The 19,247-nt window shown below is 29.9% G+C and carries 20 protein-coding genes; 11 read left to right on the top strand and 9 right to left on the bottom strand.

The window, feature by feature from the left end:
- Nucleotide 1: 1 nt before the first annotated feature.
- From EO083_RS06715 to EO083_RS06675, 9 genes are read right to left on the bottom strand one after another with little or no spacing between them, the layout of a single operon-like run.
- Nucleotides 2-394: a regulatory protein RecX gene (locus EO083_RS06715; protein WP_126993395.1), complete on the bottom strand. Its 393-nt coding sequence runs from the start codon at nt 392-394 to the stop codon at nt 2-4.
- Nucleotides 369-1,430 (bottom strand): recombinase RecA, encoded by a 1,062-nt coding sequence (recA, locus tag EO083_RS06710; RefSeq protein ID WP_126993394.1) that lies wholly within the window; start codon nt 1,428-1,430, stop codon nt 369-371. The genes EO083_RS06715 and recA overlap by 26 nt, the downstream gene beginning before the upstream one ends.
- Entirely contained in the window at nt 1,420-1,992 is a 573-nt protein-coding gene (gene thpR, locus EO083_RS06705; protein WP_004101929.1) for an RNA 2',3'-cyclic phosphodiesterase, read from the bottom strand. Before thpR ends, recA begins: the two co-directional genes overlap by 11 nt.
- A 7-nt stretch (nt 1,993-1,999) precedes the next feature.
- Nucleotides 2,000-2,524: a CDP-diacylglycerol--glycerol-3-phosphate 3-phosphatidyltransferase gene (gene pgsA / locus EO083_RS06700; RefSeq protein ID WP_126993393.1), complete on the bottom strand. Its 525-nt coding sequence runs from the start codon at nt 2,522-2,524 to the stop codon at nt 2,000-2,002.
- Nucleotides 2,525-2,528: 4 nt separating this feature from the next.
- Nucleotides 2,529-3,812 (bottom strand): 30S ribosomal protein S12 methylthiotransferase RimO, encoded by a 1,284-nt coding sequence (rimO, locus tag EO083_RS06695; RefSeq protein ID WP_126993392.1) that lies wholly within the window; start codon nt 3,810-3,812, stop codon nt 2,529-2,531.
- A gap of 7 nt (nt 3,813-3,819) precedes the next feature.
- Complete coding sequence (locus EO083_RS06690; RefSeq protein ID WP_126993391.1) at nt 3,820-4,359, bottom strand: DUF4416 family protein; 540 nt, start codon at nt 4,357-4,359, stop codon at nt 3,820-3,822.
- The gene (locus EO083_RS06685) at nt 4,347-4,871 is read right to left on the bottom strand and encodes a hypothetical protein (protein WP_126993390.1); all 525 of its coding nucleotides are present in this window, start codon (nt 4,869-4,871) and stop codon (nt 4,347-4,349) included. The genes EO083_RS06690 and EO083_RS06685 overlap by 13 nt, the downstream gene beginning before the upstream one ends.
- Before the next feature lie 11 nt (nt 4,872-4,882).
- Nucleotides 4,883-6,994: an efflux RND transporter permease subunit gene (locus EO083_RS06680; protein ID WP_126993389.1), complete on the bottom strand. Its 2,112-nt coding sequence runs from the start codon at nt 6,992-6,994 to the stop codon at nt 4,883-4,885.
- Between the two features lie 3 nt (nt 6,995-6,997).
- Complete coding sequence (locus tag EO083_RS06675) at nt 6,998-7,936, bottom strand: DNA polymerase III subunit delta (RefSeq protein WP_126993388.1); 939 nt, start codon at nt 7,934-7,936, stop codon at nt 6,998-7,000.
- Nucleotides 7,937-8,004: 68 nt separating this feature from the next.
- Between EO083_RS06675 and EO083_RS06670 the strand changes: the two genes are divergently transcribed.
- From EO083_RS06670 to gltA, 11 genes are all read left to right on the top strand, one after another.
- Complete coding sequence (locus EO083_RS06670; protein ID WP_126993387.1) at nt 8,005-9,021, top strand: CheR family methyltransferase; 1,017 nt, start codon at nt 8,005-8,007, stop codon at nt 9,019-9,021.
- Between the two features lie 14 nt (nt 9,022-9,035).
- Complete coding sequence (locus EO083_RS06665; RefSeq protein ID WP_126993386.1) at nt 9,036-9,719, top strand: hypothetical protein; 684 nt, start codon at nt 9,036-9,038, stop codon at nt 9,717-9,719.
- A 5-nt stretch (nt 9,720-9,724) separates the two neighbouring features.
- The gene (locus EO083_RS06660) at nt 9,725-11,488 is read left to right on the top strand and encodes an ATP-binding response regulator (RefSeq protein ID WP_126993385.1); all 1,764 of its coding nucleotides are present in this window, start codon (nt 9,725-9,727) and stop codon (nt 11,486-11,488) included.
- A gap of 9 nt (nt 11,489-11,497) precedes the next feature.
- Entirely contained in the window at nt 11,498-12,064 is a 567-nt protein-coding gene (locus EO083_RS06655; protein ID WP_126993384.1) for a chemotaxis protein CheB, read from the top strand.
- Between the two features lie 215 nt (nt 12,065-12,279).
- Nucleotides 12,280-13,539 (top strand): methyl-accepting chemotaxis protein, encoded by a 1,260-nt coding sequence (locus EO083_RS06650; protein WP_126993383.1) that lies wholly within the window; start codon nt 12,280-12,282, stop codon nt 13,537-13,539.
- 13 nt (nt 13,540-13,552) lie between these two features.
- Nucleotides 13,553-14,416, top strand: coding sequence for a radical SAM protein (locus EO083_RS06645; RefSeq protein WP_126993382.1), 864 nt, complete (start codon nt 13,553-13,555; stop codon nt 14,414-14,416).
- Between the two features lie 50 nt (nt 14,417-14,466).
- Complete coding sequence (locus EO083_RS06640) at nt 14,467-15,150, top strand: radical SAM protein (protein WP_241230002.1); 684 nt, start codon at nt 14,467-14,469, stop codon at nt 15,148-15,150.
- Between the two features lie 23 nt (nt 15,151-15,173).
- Nucleotides 15,174-16,106 carry an ROK family protein gene (locus tag EO083_RS06635; protein ID WP_126993380.1) on the top strand — a complete coding sequence of 311 codons (933 nt, stop codon included), beginning with the start codon at nt 15,174-15,176 and terminating at the stop codon, nt 16,104-16,106.
- Nucleotides 16,084-16,908, top strand: a complete 825-nt coding sequence (locus EO083_RS06630; protein WP_126993379.1) for a carbohydrate kinase family protein — start codon at nt 16,084-16,086, stop codon at nt 16,906-16,908. The genes EO083_RS06635 and EO083_RS06630 overlap by 23 nt, the downstream gene beginning before the upstream one ends.
- An 11-nt stretch (nt 16,909-16,919) precedes the next feature.
- Nucleotides 16,920-17,756, top strand: coding sequence for a sulfide/dihydroorotate dehydrogenase-like FAD/NAD-binding protein (locus EO083_RS06625; protein ID WP_126993378.1), 837 nt, complete (start codon nt 16,920-16,922; stop codon nt 17,754-17,756).
- Entirely contained in the window at nt 17,747-19,120 is a 1,374-nt protein-coding gene (gene gltA / locus EO083_RS06620) for an NADPH-dependent glutamate synthase (protein ID WP_126993377.1), read from the top strand. The genes EO083_RS06625 and gltA overlap by 10 nt, the downstream gene beginning before the upstream one ends.
- Nucleotides 19,121-19,247: the final 127 nt, after the last annotated feature.

Genomic DNA, 19,247 nt, shown 5'->3' with positions numbered 1-19,247 from the left:
TTTATTCACCTCCAAATCCTCTTCTATATAAGTATTCTCTAGCTTTTCTTGCATCCATATCTTTTACCAATTCTCTTTTTATCTGCTCAATATCAACTTCAGATAAAACTTTTGAAATTGCATCATCAATTATGTATTCGTCAACTCCAAGGTTTAAAAGCTCTCTTTTAATCAAAAATGGTCCCTTTTTTTTCAAAGTCAAAGAATCATAAGCATAAAGGCATGCAAATTTTTCATCATCTAAGAAACCTTTCGATTTTAATTCTTCAATTGTTTTTTTTATCTCTTCATCACTATACCCTTTATCCTTTAATCTTAAATATATCTCTTTTTCAGAACGTATTCTAAACTTTAAAAGTCTCAATGCATCATTTATCGGATTCTTTTTTTTCATCGGCTTTTTCTTCACCTTTCTTAACTAAACCATGCTTTTCTCGTATTATACCTTCTATTTCGTCCAACAACTCTGGATGCTCTAAAAGGTATGCAATTGAATTGTTTTTACCTTGTCCAAGAGAATGCTCTACACCCTTCAAATCAACATATGAGAACCAACTACCGCGTCTTGTTATAAGCTGCTCATCGACTGCAATATTAAACAATTCATTTTCTCTTACGATACCTTTTCCGTAAATAATATCTACAATTGCTTCTTTAAATGGTGGAGCAACTTTGTTCTTTACAAATTTTACCCTTACCTGATTTCCAATGCTTTGACTTCCCTCGGTGATTTTCCCAATTCCTCTAACTTCAAGTCTCATAGTAGCATAAAATTTCAATGCAACCCCACCAGTTGTAGTTTCTGGATTTCCATACATTACTCCTATTTTCATACGAGTCTGGTTTATAAATATCACAACTGTTTTTGATTTATTTATATTACCCGCAAGTTTTCTCAAAGCTTGAGACATCAATCTAGCCTGAAGACCAACCTGGACATCGCCCATAGAACCTTCTATTTCTGCCCGTGGGACGAGTGCTGCAACAGAATCAACCACAACAATATCAACGGCATTACTTCTTACAAGTTCATCAACAATTTCAAGTGCCTGCTCACCATAATCGGGTTGAGCTATCAATAGATCATTTACATTAACCCCAAGATTTTGAGCATATACTGGATCAAGTGCATGTTCTGCATCAATAAATGCTGCAACTCCGCCATTTTTTTGAGCCGAAGCTATAGCATGCAAAGCAATCGTAGTTTTTCCACTTGACTCTGGACCATATATTTCAATTATCCTCCCGCGTGGATATCCACCAACACCAGATGCTATATCAATTGCAACAGAACCACTTGGAATAGTCTCAATATTCTGTATACTCGATTCCTCACCCAAAAACATTATTGAACCCTTACCGTAAGTTTTTTCAATCTTTCCTATAGCTTTTTTCAAAACTTCTCTTTTTTTTGCATTATCATTGCTCATTCTTTTCCAAACCTCCTTCAAATTTTACCTTATAAAGCCACTTATAAATAGGGCCAGCTGGGGTTAAAGTTGACGAATATATCGTCACCTTGTCAACTGAAACTATTGTTTTAGGAACAGTGATACCTTTTATTAACTCTTCCCAATTTTCTGGACTAAACTTTAATCTGCCTAGTGTAATATGTGGAACAAAATTTCCTTTATCATCAAAAGACAACCTGAGCTTTTTCAGCTCCGACCTCATTTCAAGATAAAGTGTTTGCAAAATTTTATCTTGGGTAACCTTCAAAAAGAATACACGCGGTAAATGTTTAAATCTAAAAAATCCAAAATCAGAAACTTCATAGGAAAAACTAGGAAAACCTGCCAACCTTTTATGCAAACGTTGGGCAAGTAAATCAACCTTTTCTTCGCTCAAATCCCCCATAAAAAATAATGTCAGATGTAAATTTTCAGGACTTGTCCATGAAGCTTTAAATCCCATTTTTTTAAGTTTTTCAATAACTTCCTCTGCTATGCTTCTTACCTCTGAATTTATATCGATAGCAATAAAGGTACGCAAATTAAAATCACCCCTTTAATATCTCTTTATTTTGTACCATATAAACCAATCCCGATACCACTGTTAAAAATACAACCAAATAAGAAAGTAATACATTAAAAATTGCCAAACTTTCTAAACCTACAAGCTGTAAAAAAATACCAATAGTCCAAACCATCTGTGAAACAGTCTTTAGCTTTCCAAAATAATTTGCAGCAATAACCTTGTTCCCATATGCAGCTGCCATTCTCACTGTACTTACAAGTGTATCCCTGAAAACTATGACAACTAAAATCCAAGCTGGAACCAATCCAAGTTGAACAAAAACAATTAAAATACTAGTAATAAGAATTTTGTCACTCATTTGATCAAATATTTTCCCAAAGTTAGTAACTTGATTCAACTTTCTTGCAAAATAACCATCAAAATAATCACTAATAGAAGCTATTAAAAATAAAATAAAAGCACTTAAATAAAAGCCATTTAATAAAAGAAAAACAATAATAGCCGTTAAAACTACTCTTGCCCAGGTTATAAAATTTGGTACATTCATAAACTCACTCCTCAACAATTTTTCCTTCTAAATCGTATACATCAGCAGAGGTTACTTTTACATTGAAAAATCCTTCTTCAAACTTTCCTGGAACAAAAATATTACCGTCAATTTCTGGGGCATCCATATAGCTTCTTGCAATTAAAACTCCTTCTTCTTCCTCATCAAAAAGTACCTTTAAAGTTTTTCCAACCATCTTTTCATTTATTTCGAAAGAAATCTTAGACTGTTCTTCCATTAAAATATCAAGCCTTTCTTGAGCTACTATCTCTGGGACTTTTCCTTCAAAATGATAAGATGGTGCTTCTTCTTCATCTGAATAAATAAATGCTCCTAATCTTTCAAATCTAACCATTTTGATGAAATCCAATAATTTCTCAAAATCTTCATCTGTTTCTCCAGGAAAGCCAACAATAATACTAGTCCTTAAAACTGCATCTTCATATCTTTTCCTTATTTTTTCAACCAACTTTAATATTTGCTCAGACTTTTTTGTTCTGTTCATAAGTTTTAGTATCTTATCACTTCCATGTTGAACGGGTATATCAAAATATTTTAAAACCTTGTCGTATGAAAAGGCTTCAATAATCTCATCTGTTATATGATCAGGATGCATGTACATTACTCTTATCCAAAAATCTCCAGGTATCTCATTGATTCTCTTCAAAAGTTCAGGAAGCGTTTGCTTTCCATACAAATCGATCCCATATCCAGTTGTATCCTGAGCAACAAGAATAATTTCCTTCTTACCAGATAAAATGAGATATTCTACTTCGTTTACAATATCATCTATCTCTCTGCTCTTAAAGCTACCTTTAAAAAGTGGAATTGTACAAAAGCTACAAGCTCTATCACATCCATCGGAAATTTTAACATATGCATACTGTTTTTCATCAACCCTGCCACCAAATTCATACACAGGTTCCGGGCTTTTAGGTATTATACTTTCTTTACCAATATTTTCAGCTATCTTTTCAGGTGGTAATATCCCAAACCATCCATCAACCTCAGGTATTTCTTTTTTTAATTCCTCACCATATCGTTGAACCAAACAACCTGTAACGTATACTTTTAGATCTCTTTCTTTTTTTAATTCTAGATACGTAAGTATCCCTTCAATAGATTCTTTTTTTGCCTCTAAAATAAACCCACAGGTATCAATAACTACGGCATCTGCATCTTCAACGGTATTTACAATATTGTTGCCTTTCTTTTCTAGATAAGCCTTTAAAAGTGCACAATCTGCTTCATTTTTTGGACATCCCAAAACATCAACATAAAATTTCATATAATTTTCACCTCAAAAATTTTTTTCTTTTTTCCAAATATTTCAGCCTAATTTTTTCCAATTCTCTTTTATATTCTTCTTCTTTATAATTTGGATAAGTAAAATCATAATCCTTCCATCTTCCATTTATATACATTAACGTGGTTTCTGCATAAATCCCTTTTCCTATATATATCCTATGAGGCCACATCTTTGTAGTTGCAAGAACAAATTGCATATGATGAATATATCCTGGATCAATATTAAATCTTCTATTACCTTTTACCGCATATCGTTGTTCAATTTCGTTTGTCATATTTTTAATATCTGCAAGTTGATAAGGATGTATAAGTCTTTCAAAACTTAATAATATCCCTTTTACTCCTTCACCCATCTCTTTGTTGTAATATAAAGTATATTTTTCAAAATCTAACATATCAGATTTGTAATCTATCGGTCCAAATTTTTCTATTAACTCATCCTCTACTTCAGACAACCAATATTCAACTTGCGAAGAGAAAAAAAACATTACCAAATTTACTAAATCCACACGCCTTACTTTTCCCATCCAACCACCACCTTGTATTTTTCCATAACCACCTTTTTAGTCTCTTTATTAATCTTTTTCAAAAGTGAAGGACCTTCTACTATATATTCTCCTTCATTCATAAAAAAAGTTTTTGCCACTTTGCCATTTACTTTTATCTCATCTCCTATCGAATCTAATCTTACTAAGGGAGTTTCATATACATTTAAAAATAAAATAACCGAACTTATAAATAAAAATACAGTAAAAATTAGAAATATATACAAATTAGACTTCGAAATTTTGGAATCTTTGATTCTTTTACTATTTCCCAATTCATATAACATTATCAAATCTTCTTTTAAATTAAATACCTCTTTTATCTTTCTAAGTTGCTTTTCTACAATAGAAGGATCTCCAGAAAAGTTTCCTTCATAATATTTTCTGAAGGTATTTATATCTATTCCAACCCTTTTAGAAAACTCCAATAAAGAAAGATTAGAGGATATTACCTCTTTTTTTAAAATCTCTGATATTTCCTTCCATCCATCCATACCTTTTTATATTATACTCTATTTTTTTCTACTTTTGCAAGAAACAATAAACTTGGTAAAAGCGTCAAGCTAAATAAAGAACTTGAAATCATTGAAACCCACATGATTCCAACTAAATATTCATGAATTTTAAATGGTGAAACCAATAAAACACTTAATCCTATTGCAAGTCCCAATGCATTAGCAAGAATAGGTTTTGAAGTTACTCTAAATGCTTCATCTAAAGCTTGCTTTTTATTTTTGAATTTCTTGTAGTTATAGTTATAGCTTTCTATAAAATGGATTGCATAGTCGATTCCAACTCCCACAACAATACTTCCCATAGTTGCGGTAATTATACTCAATTTAACATTGAAATATCCCATAAAGCCAAATAATACTATTAATGTTAAAGATATTGGCAATATTGAAATAAGTGCCTCTTTAAAATTTTTTATCCTTATCAAAACAATTATAAAGACAAATATTACTGCCAAAATTAATGAAACTATCTGCTGAGGAACTATTATTTCGTTCATTTCCTTCATTATATATGGTATCCCGGTAATTTTTACAAAGCTCGGTGCACTTTTTTCTATGTAGTTTAACGTTTGCTTTGAAATCTCCTTGGGGAATATCAAAATTCTCCCTGAAGATGTTTTAATATTTAAAAAATTAGAATAAACATCCGGCATTAAATTCAATAAAAGACCAGCCTGGACAATATTTGGTGGATAGCCTTCTCTTCCAAGAATTTTTTCGTTGATATTTTTCATTAAATCATAAACCGAAACCGCTTTTATATCTTTTCCTTTTATTTTTTCTTCAAATTGCAAAACTTGATTTGCAATTTCTGGTGATACTATTTTTTCTGATTTAAAGTATCCAAAAACAGGTACCGAAATTCCTGCAATTTCACTTACTTTATCAATATTTTTCTTTACCTGAGTCGTGTTCTTATACATATCTATCATATAAAATTCTGAATTTATCAAAAATGCCCCTGGAACGAAAATTAATGTCATCAAAATTGAAATTAAAATTGATTTTTTTCCAATTAAATTTTCAAGGAAGATACCTATTTTACTTTTATCCTCTTTTGTCTTTAATTTTGCATTTAATAAAATAATTGGTAAAAATAACCATGTTGCAACTGCTGCAAAGGAAATACCAAGTGAACTAAAAAAGGCAACCTCCGCAAGAGAATCTGAATTTACATATATCAACGATAAAAATCCTACTACAGTAGTTATTGTTGTCAAAATCATTGCTATACCAGTGCTTTCCAAGGCTTTTGAAAGTGCTTTTTTATTATCACTTTCAACTTTTTTTATGTCCATAAAGTGAGAAACAAAATGGAGTCCATCTGCACTTCCCATAACAATTGTAAAAATAGGTGCTAGTATGCTTAGCACAGATATTTCACCTTTGTACCACCCTATAAATCCCATTGTCCATAAAGCACCCATACCAGCTGGAAAGACAGAAAAAAATGTAGCTTTTCTACTACCAAGTCTCCATTTAAAAACAAAAAAGATTGTCAATATTGCAAGTGGTGGTATCGTCAAAACTATAAAAAGCAAGTAATCAAATATTTTTTCCTGCAAATATGAAGTTCCTGCAAAGTAATGAGGGGCATCAATTACTTTATTGATTTTAGAAACAACTCTTTTATTGGGAAAAATATAAAACATTAAATAATATTTACCATCTTTTTCTATTATATTTTCTGAAGAAATCTTTTTTAAGAAGTTTAGTACATAACCTATATTACTTTCATTTATCTGACTCACATCAACTTTTCTAAAGCCAACAGGGATCTGAGTTGGTAATGGAGATACAATTTCTACAACTCCATCAATTTTCTTTAATTTATTTTCATATTCTCTTATCTTTCTAATTCCTTCTAATGAATATGGACTAACATTAAATTCAATCAGTAAATTAAGCTGATCTTTTGATGAAAAATCCTTTTCAATTTCGTTCAATATATCTTCATACTTTGAATTTTTAGGCATGAATAATGTAAAATCAGTATTAAAACGAATTCTAAATACACCAATAAGTGAAATAATGTTAATTAAAATCAAAAGAACTAGTAGCTTTTTTCTATGTTTTTCATAAAAGTTTACTATCTTATCCATTTATTAACCCTCCTTGACAAATTTTATTAAATTTAAAATCTCAACTTCGGCAGCTCCGCCCGATTTTATACTTCTATCAATAAAGTATAATCTTTTAATTATTTCTTTTAATTTCTCTTCTGAATAAATCAAAAGGTGATTTACTGGTTCAATTTTTTGACCTTTAAATTTAAATCCCAAAAATCTTGCAACTTTCGGAGAAGGAATTTTTAATTCTTTTGACAGCTTTGAAATCTCTGGCCAGGAAAATGAAGTTTTCTTTTCTGTATAGGCAAAAATTTTGAATAAAGAAATAAAATGAGATGAAAGTGTATATACAATTATGATTGGTTCATAGTCTTTTATTACGTCTTTTAACAATCTAAATGATTCTTCTTTCATCTCAGAAATTGCAAAGCAAAAATCATCCAACTTTGAAAGTGTATATTTATGAATCACATCTTTTAAAATATCTAAATTTAAATCTTTTCCAAAAACTTTTAATTTTTTTATTTCATTGTAAAGTGCAAATTCATCAGGCCCAACATTTTCAAATAAAAAGTCAATTATTTCTCCTTTTACCTCAAGACCATGCTCTTTTAGCATTTCAGAAATTAAATTTTTCCATTTTTCTTCTTCCCAAACATTGGGGAGTTTAAATTCTTCTCCTGAAATACCTTTTATTTTTTTCTGTGTCCTTAGAACAAGATAAACATCATCTGAAACAAGTAATGCTAAAATTTCTTTTCTTTCTGATGCCTTGAATTTTTCAAAATCAACTACATCAACTACCGTTTTTTTGGAAAATAAACCTATATTTGATACTTTTTCTTTTATAATCTCTAGTCTATCTGTATAATCTGAATATACTCTCACATATTCTGCATTAAACTTACTTACCAGCTCCTTTACATATTCTTCTTTCTTCAACTCGGAATTCCCCGATAAATTGATAATTGGCATTTTAATCACCTCAAAGTGTATTATAACATCAATTTTATATTATAATATTAACCAAGAGGAGGAAAAATATGAAAGATAAAATTATTCAAATTTTAAATAAGCATAACTTAAAGGCAAATCCAAAACAAATTGAAAATTTCTATAGAATAATTGAAAATGAAGAAGGGATAGATGATAAAACATTAGAAAATCTTGTTCTAATGAATTTAACTATTGGTGAATCTTACTTTTTTAGAGATAAAGAAATACTAGAAAAACTTAAAAATATTTTAAAAACAAAAAAACTCTGGAAAATACTAAGTGTCGGTTGTTCTCGTGGAGAAGAAGTTTATACCCTTTCGTTTATTGCACAGGAATTAAACATAAATATGGAAATTACAGGAATTGATATAAATAAAGAAAGAATTAAGCAAGCAAGGGAAGGAAAATACAAAAATTGGAGTGTAAGATTTTTAAATAAGGACCAAATTGAAAAATATTTTGAAATAAAAGATGGATATTTTTACGTAAAAGAACAATACAAAAAAAATGTAAACTTTGAAAATCTAAATATATTAGATTTAAATAATACAGACAAAAAATTTGATATAATATTTTTAAGAAGAGTCTTGATCTACATTTCAAACCCAGAAAAAATTATAGAAAAAATATACTCATTATTAAAAGATGATGGATATTTAGTAATAGGACTTGGTGAATATTTTCCAGATTTGTTTAAGTATTTTTCTCCGCTTCTTCCAATATCAAGTTCTATACTAGTTAAAAATCCTAAAAAAGTTGAAAGCAAACGAATTCACAAAAAAGTTTTATCTGAAATAAAAAAACAAAAAATAGAACTAAATCTTGAAGAAAGTATAGTAATTTTGGAAAAATATATAGAAAAAAAAGAATTTAACTCAGCCTACAAAATAGTAAAACAGCTTTCAAAGAAATTCCCTCTCGCATTTATAGTCTGGAAATATAAAGCATATATAGAATTAGAGCTCAATCTTAAAAATGAGGCAAAAGAATCGTTAAAAAGAGCTTTAATTTTAAACAATAAAGACGAGGAAATTTGGCAGTTAAAATATGCCATTGAAGAGTAATAGGGAGTGATAATATGTATTATCTTTGTGAAATTGAAGATGACAATGATATAATCAAGATAGCTCTTCCAAAAGGAAAAATAATAGGTATAAGTGATAAAGTAGTAAAATCTACCAAAACTTGCGATTTTGCACTCCACAAAAATAAGTTATATCCAATTTTAACCCACGCAGATCTTAAAAATCCAAAATTTAAATTCTTTCTTATATTCAAAGATTTTGCTTTTGGAATAACAAGATTAATTAAAGAAACCAAAAACACTCCAATTGAAATAATTAAAAATGAACTATACACAGGTTTGATAAAAGATAAAGAGGAGTACTTTATATACAACATTGAAAAATTAAAACCAGCTCAAAAAGTAAGATATTTGGATAAAAATGATAATAATGAATTTGATGAGGAAAAATTTAATTATGTAGTTGTTGATAAAAAATATGCAATTGCAATAAATAATATCTCCACTATATTATTAAGTAAAGAAATAGTTAAATATCCAACAGAAAAATTTATTGGATTTGTAGACTATAAAAAGATAATTCCTGTTAAACAAATAAAAGAAGGAAAATACGTTATAATTACAAATGATATAGCCTATCAATGTGGTGATATACAAACTGCAAACGGAAAAGTATTAGAGGGTGAAGATGAAAAGGTATTAGAAAGTAATATTGGTAAATTCCCAATTTTGGAGTGATGTGTATGGATTTTTCTGAAATTTTTTTCTCCGAATTAAAAGATAAAGTTTCTGAATCAATAAATATTATTGAAGAGCTAAAAAAATCAAAAGATAAAAAATACATAAAAGATCTCTATAGGATATTTCACACGCTTAAAGGATCTGCAAGTCTTGTAAACCTTGAAAATTTTAGAGATTTTTCGCACAAAGTAGAGCAATATTTTAAGGAAAGCCTTGAATCAGAAAAACTTCCTGATGAATCTTTTTTAGATAACTTAATTGCGATAATAAGTAATTTTTCTAATAAAAATACAGACCTAACAGAAACTGAAGTCAAAGATTTTCTTGAAATACTTGAAGGTAGAAAGGATGCAAGTGAAAATATAGTAATATCTGAAAAAGAAATTTTTAAAATTTCTGAAATTAGCGAATACATTTCTAAAGTACTAGAAATTGAAAACAGTATCTTAAGAAATGATTTAAAAACTGCTTTGAGTGAAATCAGAAATCTGAAAAAATCTCTTTTAAATACTTTGGATGAAATAGTTTTTGTAAAGCTAGAGAATATATTAAAAGACCTAAAAAAATTAGTATCAAGAGAAGCAAATAGATACGGGAAAAAAGTTGAACTTTTACTAGAAATAGAAAACGTAAAAATCGAAAAAGAAGACTCAAAAGATATTATTGATATTCTCGTCCACCTTGTAAGAAACTCAATAGCTCATGGAATAGAAAATCCCGACGAAAGAAAAAAATTAGGAAAAAATGAAGTTGGAAAAATATGGATAAGATCATACGTAGACCAAGGGAATATATTTATAGAGGTAGAAGATGATGGAAAAGGTCTAGATATTGAAAAGATAGAAAACAAAGTAAAAGAAAAAAACTTGAATGTAACCCCACTTGAAGCAATTTTTCTTCCTGGATTTAGTTCCAAGGACAAAGCTGATGAACTCTCTGGAAGAGGTATTGGCCTTGACATGGTTAAAAACTTTGCAAATTTGCGTGGTGGGGATGTAAAAGTAGAAACTCAAAAAGGAAAAGGAACAAAATTTATTGTTTTTTTCAAAACTAAAAGCTTTATTACAAAAGTCTTAGTAGTCGAGGACAGCGAAAGAATTTTTGCAATAGAAACTTCTCATATATTAAAAATTGTAAACTACAACGAAAAAGAAATGCAAATAGATAATAAAATTGCTTCTGAAGGAAAGTTATATGAGATATATTATAAGTCAAAAAAACCAAAGTTTGTTATAATCACCAAAAATGAAAAGGCAATAGTTGTAAATAACATCATAGGAACCTTTGACGGTCAATTAATAGTTCAAGAAATCAGAGAAATAAAAGGCTTTATTAAAAATATTTTTTCAAGTCCTATTCCACTGTTAGACACAGATGCTTTAAAAAAGAAAGAAGCATCTAAAAATGAGAAAAAAAAGAAAATACTACTCATAGATGACTCTATAGTTACAAGAAATGTGGTTTCCAAATTTTTAGAAAATCGTGGATATAGCGTCGTAACTGCAAAAGACGGGTATGATGGTATAGAAAAATTTAAAAACCAAGAATTTGATATAGTAATTTCAGATGTTGAAATACCAAGAATTAATGGGTTTGAAATCACAAGGAAGATAAAAGAAATTAATCATAACGTTCCAGTTATAATTTTTAGCACACTTTCACAAAAAAATTTTGATAAAGCTATTGAGTCTGGAGCTGATTCATTTATATCAAAAGATGAACCACCAGAAAACTTATTAAGATTAATCGAAAAATTTTCAAAGTGAGGAAAAATCATGGAAAAGATTGTTATTACAGGCTCTGCAGGAAGCCCAAATAATGTTATCAAATTACTCAAAATCAATCAAAAATTAAATATTCCAATATTACTTTGCATTCATTTTGAAAAAAGTGCTATAGAAAATTTTGCAAATAGCATAAAAAAAGAAACAGGGCATGAAATTTTTATAGTTAGTGGACCAAAAACCTTAAAATCTGGACTATATATAGCTGAAGGTGGTAAAGATCTAGTATTTAAAACCAATAGGGTTTTAATGTCTGGAGTATACAAAAAAACTAAAACTCATCCTTCGATTGAAATATTACTCAACTCAATTGAAAAACTTAATGATAAAAATTTTCATATTTTCGTGTTAAGTGGTCTTGGAAACGATGGTGCTAACATTGCACAATCTTTAGAACAAAAGGGAGTAAAATTTTACATCGAAAAAAAACCCTTGTTTGATTATCTACCAAGAAGTTTTTTAAATAATTTAAAAAACTACCTACACCTTACAATAAATGAGATGAAAAATATAATCATACAAATCAATGAAAAAAGAAGAAGAGAACTTGTCAAATAAAATCCAATAGTTTTTAACCTCGATGCGTGATACAATTTTATATCAAAATATCTTAAAAATTTTCAAAAAAATTGCTCAAATGAAATTTACATATATCTCATTGGAAAATATAAAAACTACGCAAAATATTTTTGATTAACAAACTTTACTGGGTTTACTTGGTTAGCAAAAAGAATTCAAAACTTTTAAATTTAATCTATCAGGGAGGGATTTAAATGAAAAAAGATATTAAATATGGATTTCTTATTTCTGCAATTTTTTTAGTATTTATTTTTTTACTTGCAATTACTTTTGTTCTCCCCCATGTAAAAAAAACTTTTAAAAATGAAATTTTAGAATCTTTCCTTTCAGAAATTAAGCTTGTTGCAGAAACAAAAGCTTATGATAAATTATTTAACAATTACCAACACAAAGGATATTATTTTATAATCTCAAAAAATGGGACGACATTGAATCACTCTGATACATCAAAAATTGGTAAAAATATTGCAGATTATGTACCAGAATTGTTTAAAGCCATGAAAGAAAAAAAAGAAGGGATAGTTGAATATAATTTTGAAAATGAAAAGAGATATGCTGCCTTTGCATTCGATGGCAATGTATTTGTAGCTCATTCTGTAACAGAAAGTGAATTATTTGAAAATTATAATACTTTAGCAAAAAATATTATTTTTATTGGATTTCCAATCATAATCATTGCAACAATTACATTAGGATACTTTATGTCAAAAATCCTCTCAAAGGATACTCTAAAACAATTCAACTATATAAAATCTCTATTTCAAAATATATCAGAGAATGTTCTTTCAACCTCATCTTCTACTTCCGAAATAAAATCAATGGCTGAGAATACAGAAAATGCTATTAATGAATTAGATAGATCAGTTGAAGAATTTGCAGCATATATTCAAGAAAGCTCTGCAGAAATAGAAACTGCAATAAAAAAAGTAAAAGATTTTACGATTACTATTCAAGAAATAATCAATTCAAGCTCAAAGTTAAATGAATTAACAGATATTTTAACAGATCTAACAGAGCAAATAGCAGATGTTTCAGACACAATAACAGTTCTCGCAATAAACGCTTCAATCGAAACTAGTAAAGAGACTATGGATAGAGAAGGGCTTTCAAGAATAGCCGAAATGATAATGGAACTTTCAAACAATACCAGAAAACTCGTAAAAGATTCAAAGGCCTCCTTACTTGATATTGAAAACATAATCACTTCTAACATATTATTATCTGAAAAAGCATCAAAAGAAACCATCACAGTAAACGAGTCTTTGAAATCAATTGATTCTGCAAATAGAGAAAACGTTCAAAACATAGATAAATTAATAAAAATTTCAAAGAGTACTCATGATGCTGTTGAAGAACTATATGAAGGTCTTGAACAGGTTGAAATGGCCATTAATAACATAAAAGAACAAGTAAACGAATTTGAAAATGCGATGAAAAATTCAAAAATCATCTAATGAGGAGGAAAATATGTTAAATCTTTGCACTCTTTGTCCAAGAAAATGCAGAGTCAACAGGTATAAACAGAAGGGAATATGTGGTGCTGATTATAAAGTTAGAGTTTCAAATATTTTACTCCACAAAGGCGAAGAACCTCCCATTTCTGGAAAAAATGGTGCAGGAATTATATTTTTTTCAGGCTGCCCTATGAAATGTATTTATTGCCAAAATATGGGATTTTCTCAAAAAGGAATTGGAAAGGAAATTTCCATTGAAAAGCTTGCTGAGGCATTTTTAACATTACAAGAAAATGGTGCAGAAACTCTAGATCTTGTAACAGCAACACAATACGTTCCTCAAGTAATTGAAGCGTTAAAAATTGCGAAAAATAAAGGATTTAATTTACCTGTCGTATATAATACCTCCAGTTATGAAAATGTTGAAACTTTAAAAATGCTTGAAGGATATATAGATATTTACCTTGCCGATATAAGGTATACCAATTCTATGTATGGTGAAAAATACTCTAAAGTTAAAAACTATTGGGAGATTGCTCAAGAAGCTATAAAAGAGATGTATAGACAAGTCGGTACATTTAGTGAAGAAAGCAAAAGAGGTATAATAATTAGAATACTTGTCCTTCCAAATAATGTGTCAGGACATTTTAAAGCTTTAAGATTTATAGCAGAACTCGATCCAAAAATTCCTGTCTCGCTAATGTCACAATACCTACCCCATTTTGGTGCAAAGAATGATCCGTTGATAGGCAGAAAAATTACAAAAGCTGAATATATGGAAGCAGTTGAATATATGGAATTTCTTGGTTTAAATGGATGGATCCAACTTGATGAAAAAGATAGACTAACCACTAAGGCGGTGAATTTTAAATGGTAATTGTTAACCCCTCCGGAACTCTACCAATTTCTGTTACAAAAGGTTGCCCAATGAATTGTAAGCATTGTGGTGGTGTTTACGTAAAAAGTATGACACATATCGATAATATTGAAAGATATGTAAATAAATATAAATCTTTTTTGATAAGCGGTGGAATGTCTAAAGATGGCATTATACCTTTCTCGCCATATCTAAGCAAATTAAAAGAATTAAAAAGAACTTACAATTTACAATACAATTTCCACATAGGATTTCCGAAAGAACCCCCATTTGAAATAATTGATGTTGCTGATGTAGTAAGTTTTGATTTTTTTTCAGATGAAAATGTAATGCAAGAAGTTTATACAATTAAAAGAACAAAAGATGAAATACTTTCTGCAGTTTTACCACTTCCAGTAAAGAAAGTACCGCACATAACTATTGGTATTTTGTGTGGTAAAATTACACATGAGGAAAAAAGCATAGAAATATTAAAAGATTACTTCGATACAATCGTTCTAAATATTCTTATTCCAACAAAAAACACGGCATACAAAGATTGTAATCCACCATCTGTTGATGAAGTTGCTAAGATATTTAATCTTGCAAAAAAACATTTTAAAAGTGTAATACTTGGTTGTATGCATCCTCATGGAAAGTATAGAAAAGAACTTTTAGAAAAAATTAGCCCAGATGTATTTGTAAATTCTGCAAGTAAGAATTACGATTTTAAAGGCTGTTGCTCGTTTTTGTAAAAATAAACAAAGGAGGATACAAAATGAATATAGTAGGAGTAGACCTTGGTGGAACATACGTAAAAATTGGGTTGGTTGATTCCACAAATGGGAAAATATTAAAAAAATCTTCTATTGAAACGAAAGTTGAACTTGGTGGACAAGAAGTTGTTAAAAGGATTGCGAATGCAATATTAGAACTTACTGAAGGGACCGATTATCACGCAGTAGGTATCGGCTCTCCAGGTTCAATAGACAAAAAAAACGGAATTGTTAGATTCTCTCCTAATTTTCCAGATTGGCATAATTTTCCTTTAGGTTCACTTCTATCAGAACTTTTGGGTAAAAACGTATACGTTGAAAACGATGCAAATTCATTTGCGTTAGGAGAAAAATGGTTCGGTGCAGGAATAGGAAAAAATCATATTGTTGCATTAACACTTGGAACCGGTGTTGGTGGTGGAGTAATTTCACATGGAACTTTAATTACAGGTTCTACCGGAATAGGTGCAGAATTAGGCCACGTTATTATAAATCCAAATGGACCACTTTGTGGTTGTGGAAACTATGGATGTCTTGAGGCATACGCTTCTGCAACTGCAATCGTAAGGATGACAACAGAGAGGAAGAAAAAATTTCCAGATTCAATAATATTTAAAAATGAAAAAGTTACAGCTAAAGCAGTTTTTGACGCAGCACGAGACGGTGATAGACTTGCTTTAATGTTAAGAGATGAAGTTGTTGAAGCACTTGCTATTGGTATAACAGGATTTGTTCATATCTTTAACCCTGAAGTAGTCATTATTGGTGGTGGTGTTTCAAGGGCTGGAGATATCTTGTTCGAACCACTTAGAAAAAGAGTTAATGAACTTGTAATGCCAACCTTTAAAGATACATTTGAAATAATTCAAAGCCCATTGGTTGAAAACGCGGGCATATTGGGGGCTGCTTCTATTGTTCTCCAAAGAGAAAATTGACGTTTTTTGCATTGGAAAAACTAATCTCGATATCTTTTATTACATTGACAAAATTCAAATTGAAGAAAATCATGTAGCAAATAACTTTGCATATTTTCCTGGTGGAAAAGCCACGAATGTTGCAATTAATCTTGCAAATTTAGGTCTCAAAGTCACTTTAATCTCTGCAATTGCTGATGATATTTTCGGAAGATATATAAAAGAAAAATTAGAAAATATTTTAATATTCAAACCACAAATAATCAAAAATGAAAATACCGCTTTGACCAGCATCGTTGTAGAAGATTCTGGAGCAAATACTATGTTTCACAATCTGGGTGCAAACCAGTTTTTATCACCTCAAGCAATACCTGATAATATGAATTTTGCATTTATACAAACTGGTATTCCACAAGAAACTTTAATTAAATCTTTACAATCATCAAAAACTGCTTTTATTGAACTTTCTGAAACTTCACAATTTGAAATATTAAAAAATTTTTCTGTTGAATATGTGTCTTTGAACAAAAATGAACTAATAAAAATATTCAAGGAAGAAAATATTGAAAAAAATCTTGCAAAGTTATCACACTTTGCAAAAAATATAGTACTAAAAATGGGAAAAGAAGGAATAATTTATGCAGGCGATACAATAATAAGAAAAAAGGCAAAAAATGTGAAAGTTATAAACACAGCAGGTGCTGGCGATGCAGTATCGGCTGCATTTATATATGGTACTATAAACAATTGGGAAATTGAAAAAACTTTGGATTTTTGTATCGAATTTGCAAGTGAAAAAATTCAGAGTATTTTCTCAACATAGGGGGTGTATTTTTGAATAACAAAATTTTAGAAAAGAGAAAACTTGCATATGGTGTCCACGAATTTTGGATAGAAAATCCTATAGTTTCAAAAAATGCAAAAGCTGGGCAATTTGTTATATTCAGATTATATGAAAATGGCGAAAGAATCCCTTTAACAATTTCTGCCGTAAATAAAGACTCATTTAGAGTAATAGTTAAAGCAATTGGAAAAAGCACATATGAACTTTGTCGATTAAATAAAGGAGACTTTATTTTAGATGTTGTAGGACCTCTTGGAATGCCAAGTGAAGTTAAATATTACGGTAATGCTTTAGTAATTGGAGGAGGAGTTGGAATTGCAGCAATTGCTCCTATTGTCAAAGAACTTATAAAAGAAAAAAACAATGTTGACGTAATTCTCGGGGGTCGTAGTAAAGAATACATTATTCTCGAAAATGAGTTTAAAAATGCAGACAATTTATTCATAGTAACAGATGATGGCAGCTTTGGAGAAAAAGCATACCCCCACCAATTTATGGAAAAACTATTGAAAGAAAAAAAATATGATATTATATGGGCTATAGGTCCTTCAAAAATGATGAAAGCTTGTTCTGAAGTTGCAAAAAAGTATGACATAAAAATTTGGGTTTCATTAAATTCAATAATGGTAGATGGTACAGGCATGTGCGGTGGTTGTCGGGTGAGAATTGGAAGCGAATTAAAATACACTTGCGTTGATGGTCCAGAATTTGACGGACGACTTGTTGATTGGGAAAGTTTTGAAAAAAGACTAAATCAATACAGGGAAGAAGAAAGGATAGCACTTTCAAGATATATACAGGAAGTTGGTGAACCAACATGGCTGTAAAGCAAAGAATAGAGACAATTGAAAGGAACCCAAATGAAAGAAATAAAGATTTTAATGAAGTTAATCTTGGATATACTGAAGAACTTGCAGTTGAAGAAGCAAAAAGATGCCTTCAATGTCCAAATCCTACCTGTGTACAAGGTTGTCCTGTAGGAATTGATATCCCAGGTTTTATCAAAAAAATTGCCGAAAAAGATTTTGAAGGTTCCTACAAAGTACTAAAAAAGTATAATAGTCTCCCGGCAATATGTGGCAGAGTTTGCCCTCAAGAAATTCAATGCGAGGGAAGCTGTGTTTTAAATAAAGTTGGTCAGCCAATATCAATAGGCGCATTGGAACGTTTCATTGCCGATTGGGCTATTAATAACAATATTGAAGAAAATATAATTCCTGAAAAAAGAATTAATAAAAAGATTGCGATAATAGGTGCTGGACCTGCTGGTTTAACAACAGCCTCAGAACTTTCAAAAGCTGGTTTTTCAGTAGACATGTATGAAGTTTTTCATGACGTTGGTGGTGTTTTAATTTATGGAATCCCAGAATTTAGACTTCCAAAAAGTATTGTAAAAAAAGAAGTTCAACTCTTGAAAAAACTAGGGGTAAATATATTTACAAATATTCCTGTTGGCCTTGCAATTCACCCAAAAGAATTGTTAGAAAAATACGATGCATTATTTATAGGTGTAGGTGCTGGAACTCCAAAATTTATGGATATTGAAGGAACAGAACTCAATGGAGTGTATTCAGCAAATGAATTTCTAACAAGAATAAATTTAATGAAAGCCTATAAATTCCCACAAAGTGATACTCCGGTAAAGATTGGTAAAAAAATAGTAGTAATTGGCGGTGGAAACACCGCAATGGATGCAGCAAGAAGTGCATTAAGATTGGGAGCAGATGTTACAATAGTATATAGAAGAAGTGAAAATGAAATGCCTGCAAGGAAAGAAGAAATTAAACATGCAAAAGAAGAAAGTATTAAATTTCAAACTCTAACTCAACCTGTAAGATACATTGGAGATGAAAATGGAAATTTAATTGGTATTGAATGTATAAAAATGGAACTTGGCGAGCCCGATGAAAGTGGTAGAAGAAAGCCTATTCCTATTCCAAACAGCAATTTTATCATTGAAGCATCTGTGGCCATCGAAGCAATTGGTACGAATCCAAACAAACTTTTGTTATCTCAATTTGATGGACTTGAGTTAAATAAATGGGGATATATTAAAGCAGATGAGTTTGGAAGAACCTCTATTAAAAAAGTATTTGCAGGTGGAGACATAGTAACAGGTTCTGCAACTGTAATTCTTGCTATGGGTGCTGGAAAAAAAGCTGCAAGTGCAATAAAACAAGCTTTATATTAAACTTTAAAAAGTTTTTTCTAATATAATCGATATATAAAAGCCCGTTTCTAGTTACTAGAAACGGGTTTTACTTTTATTCAAACAACATTTAAACGAAGTTCTTTAAAATAGTCTATATTAAGCTTTT

The organism is Thermosipho globiformans (assembly GCF_003990895.1).
Taxonomy (GTDB): domain Bacteria; phylum Thermotogota; class Thermotogae; order Thermotogales; family Fervidobacteriaceae; genus Thermosipho; species Thermosipho japonicus.
Note: the sequence above shows the minus strand (reverse complement) of the source record. Positions and strands in the feature narration are given on the sequence as shown.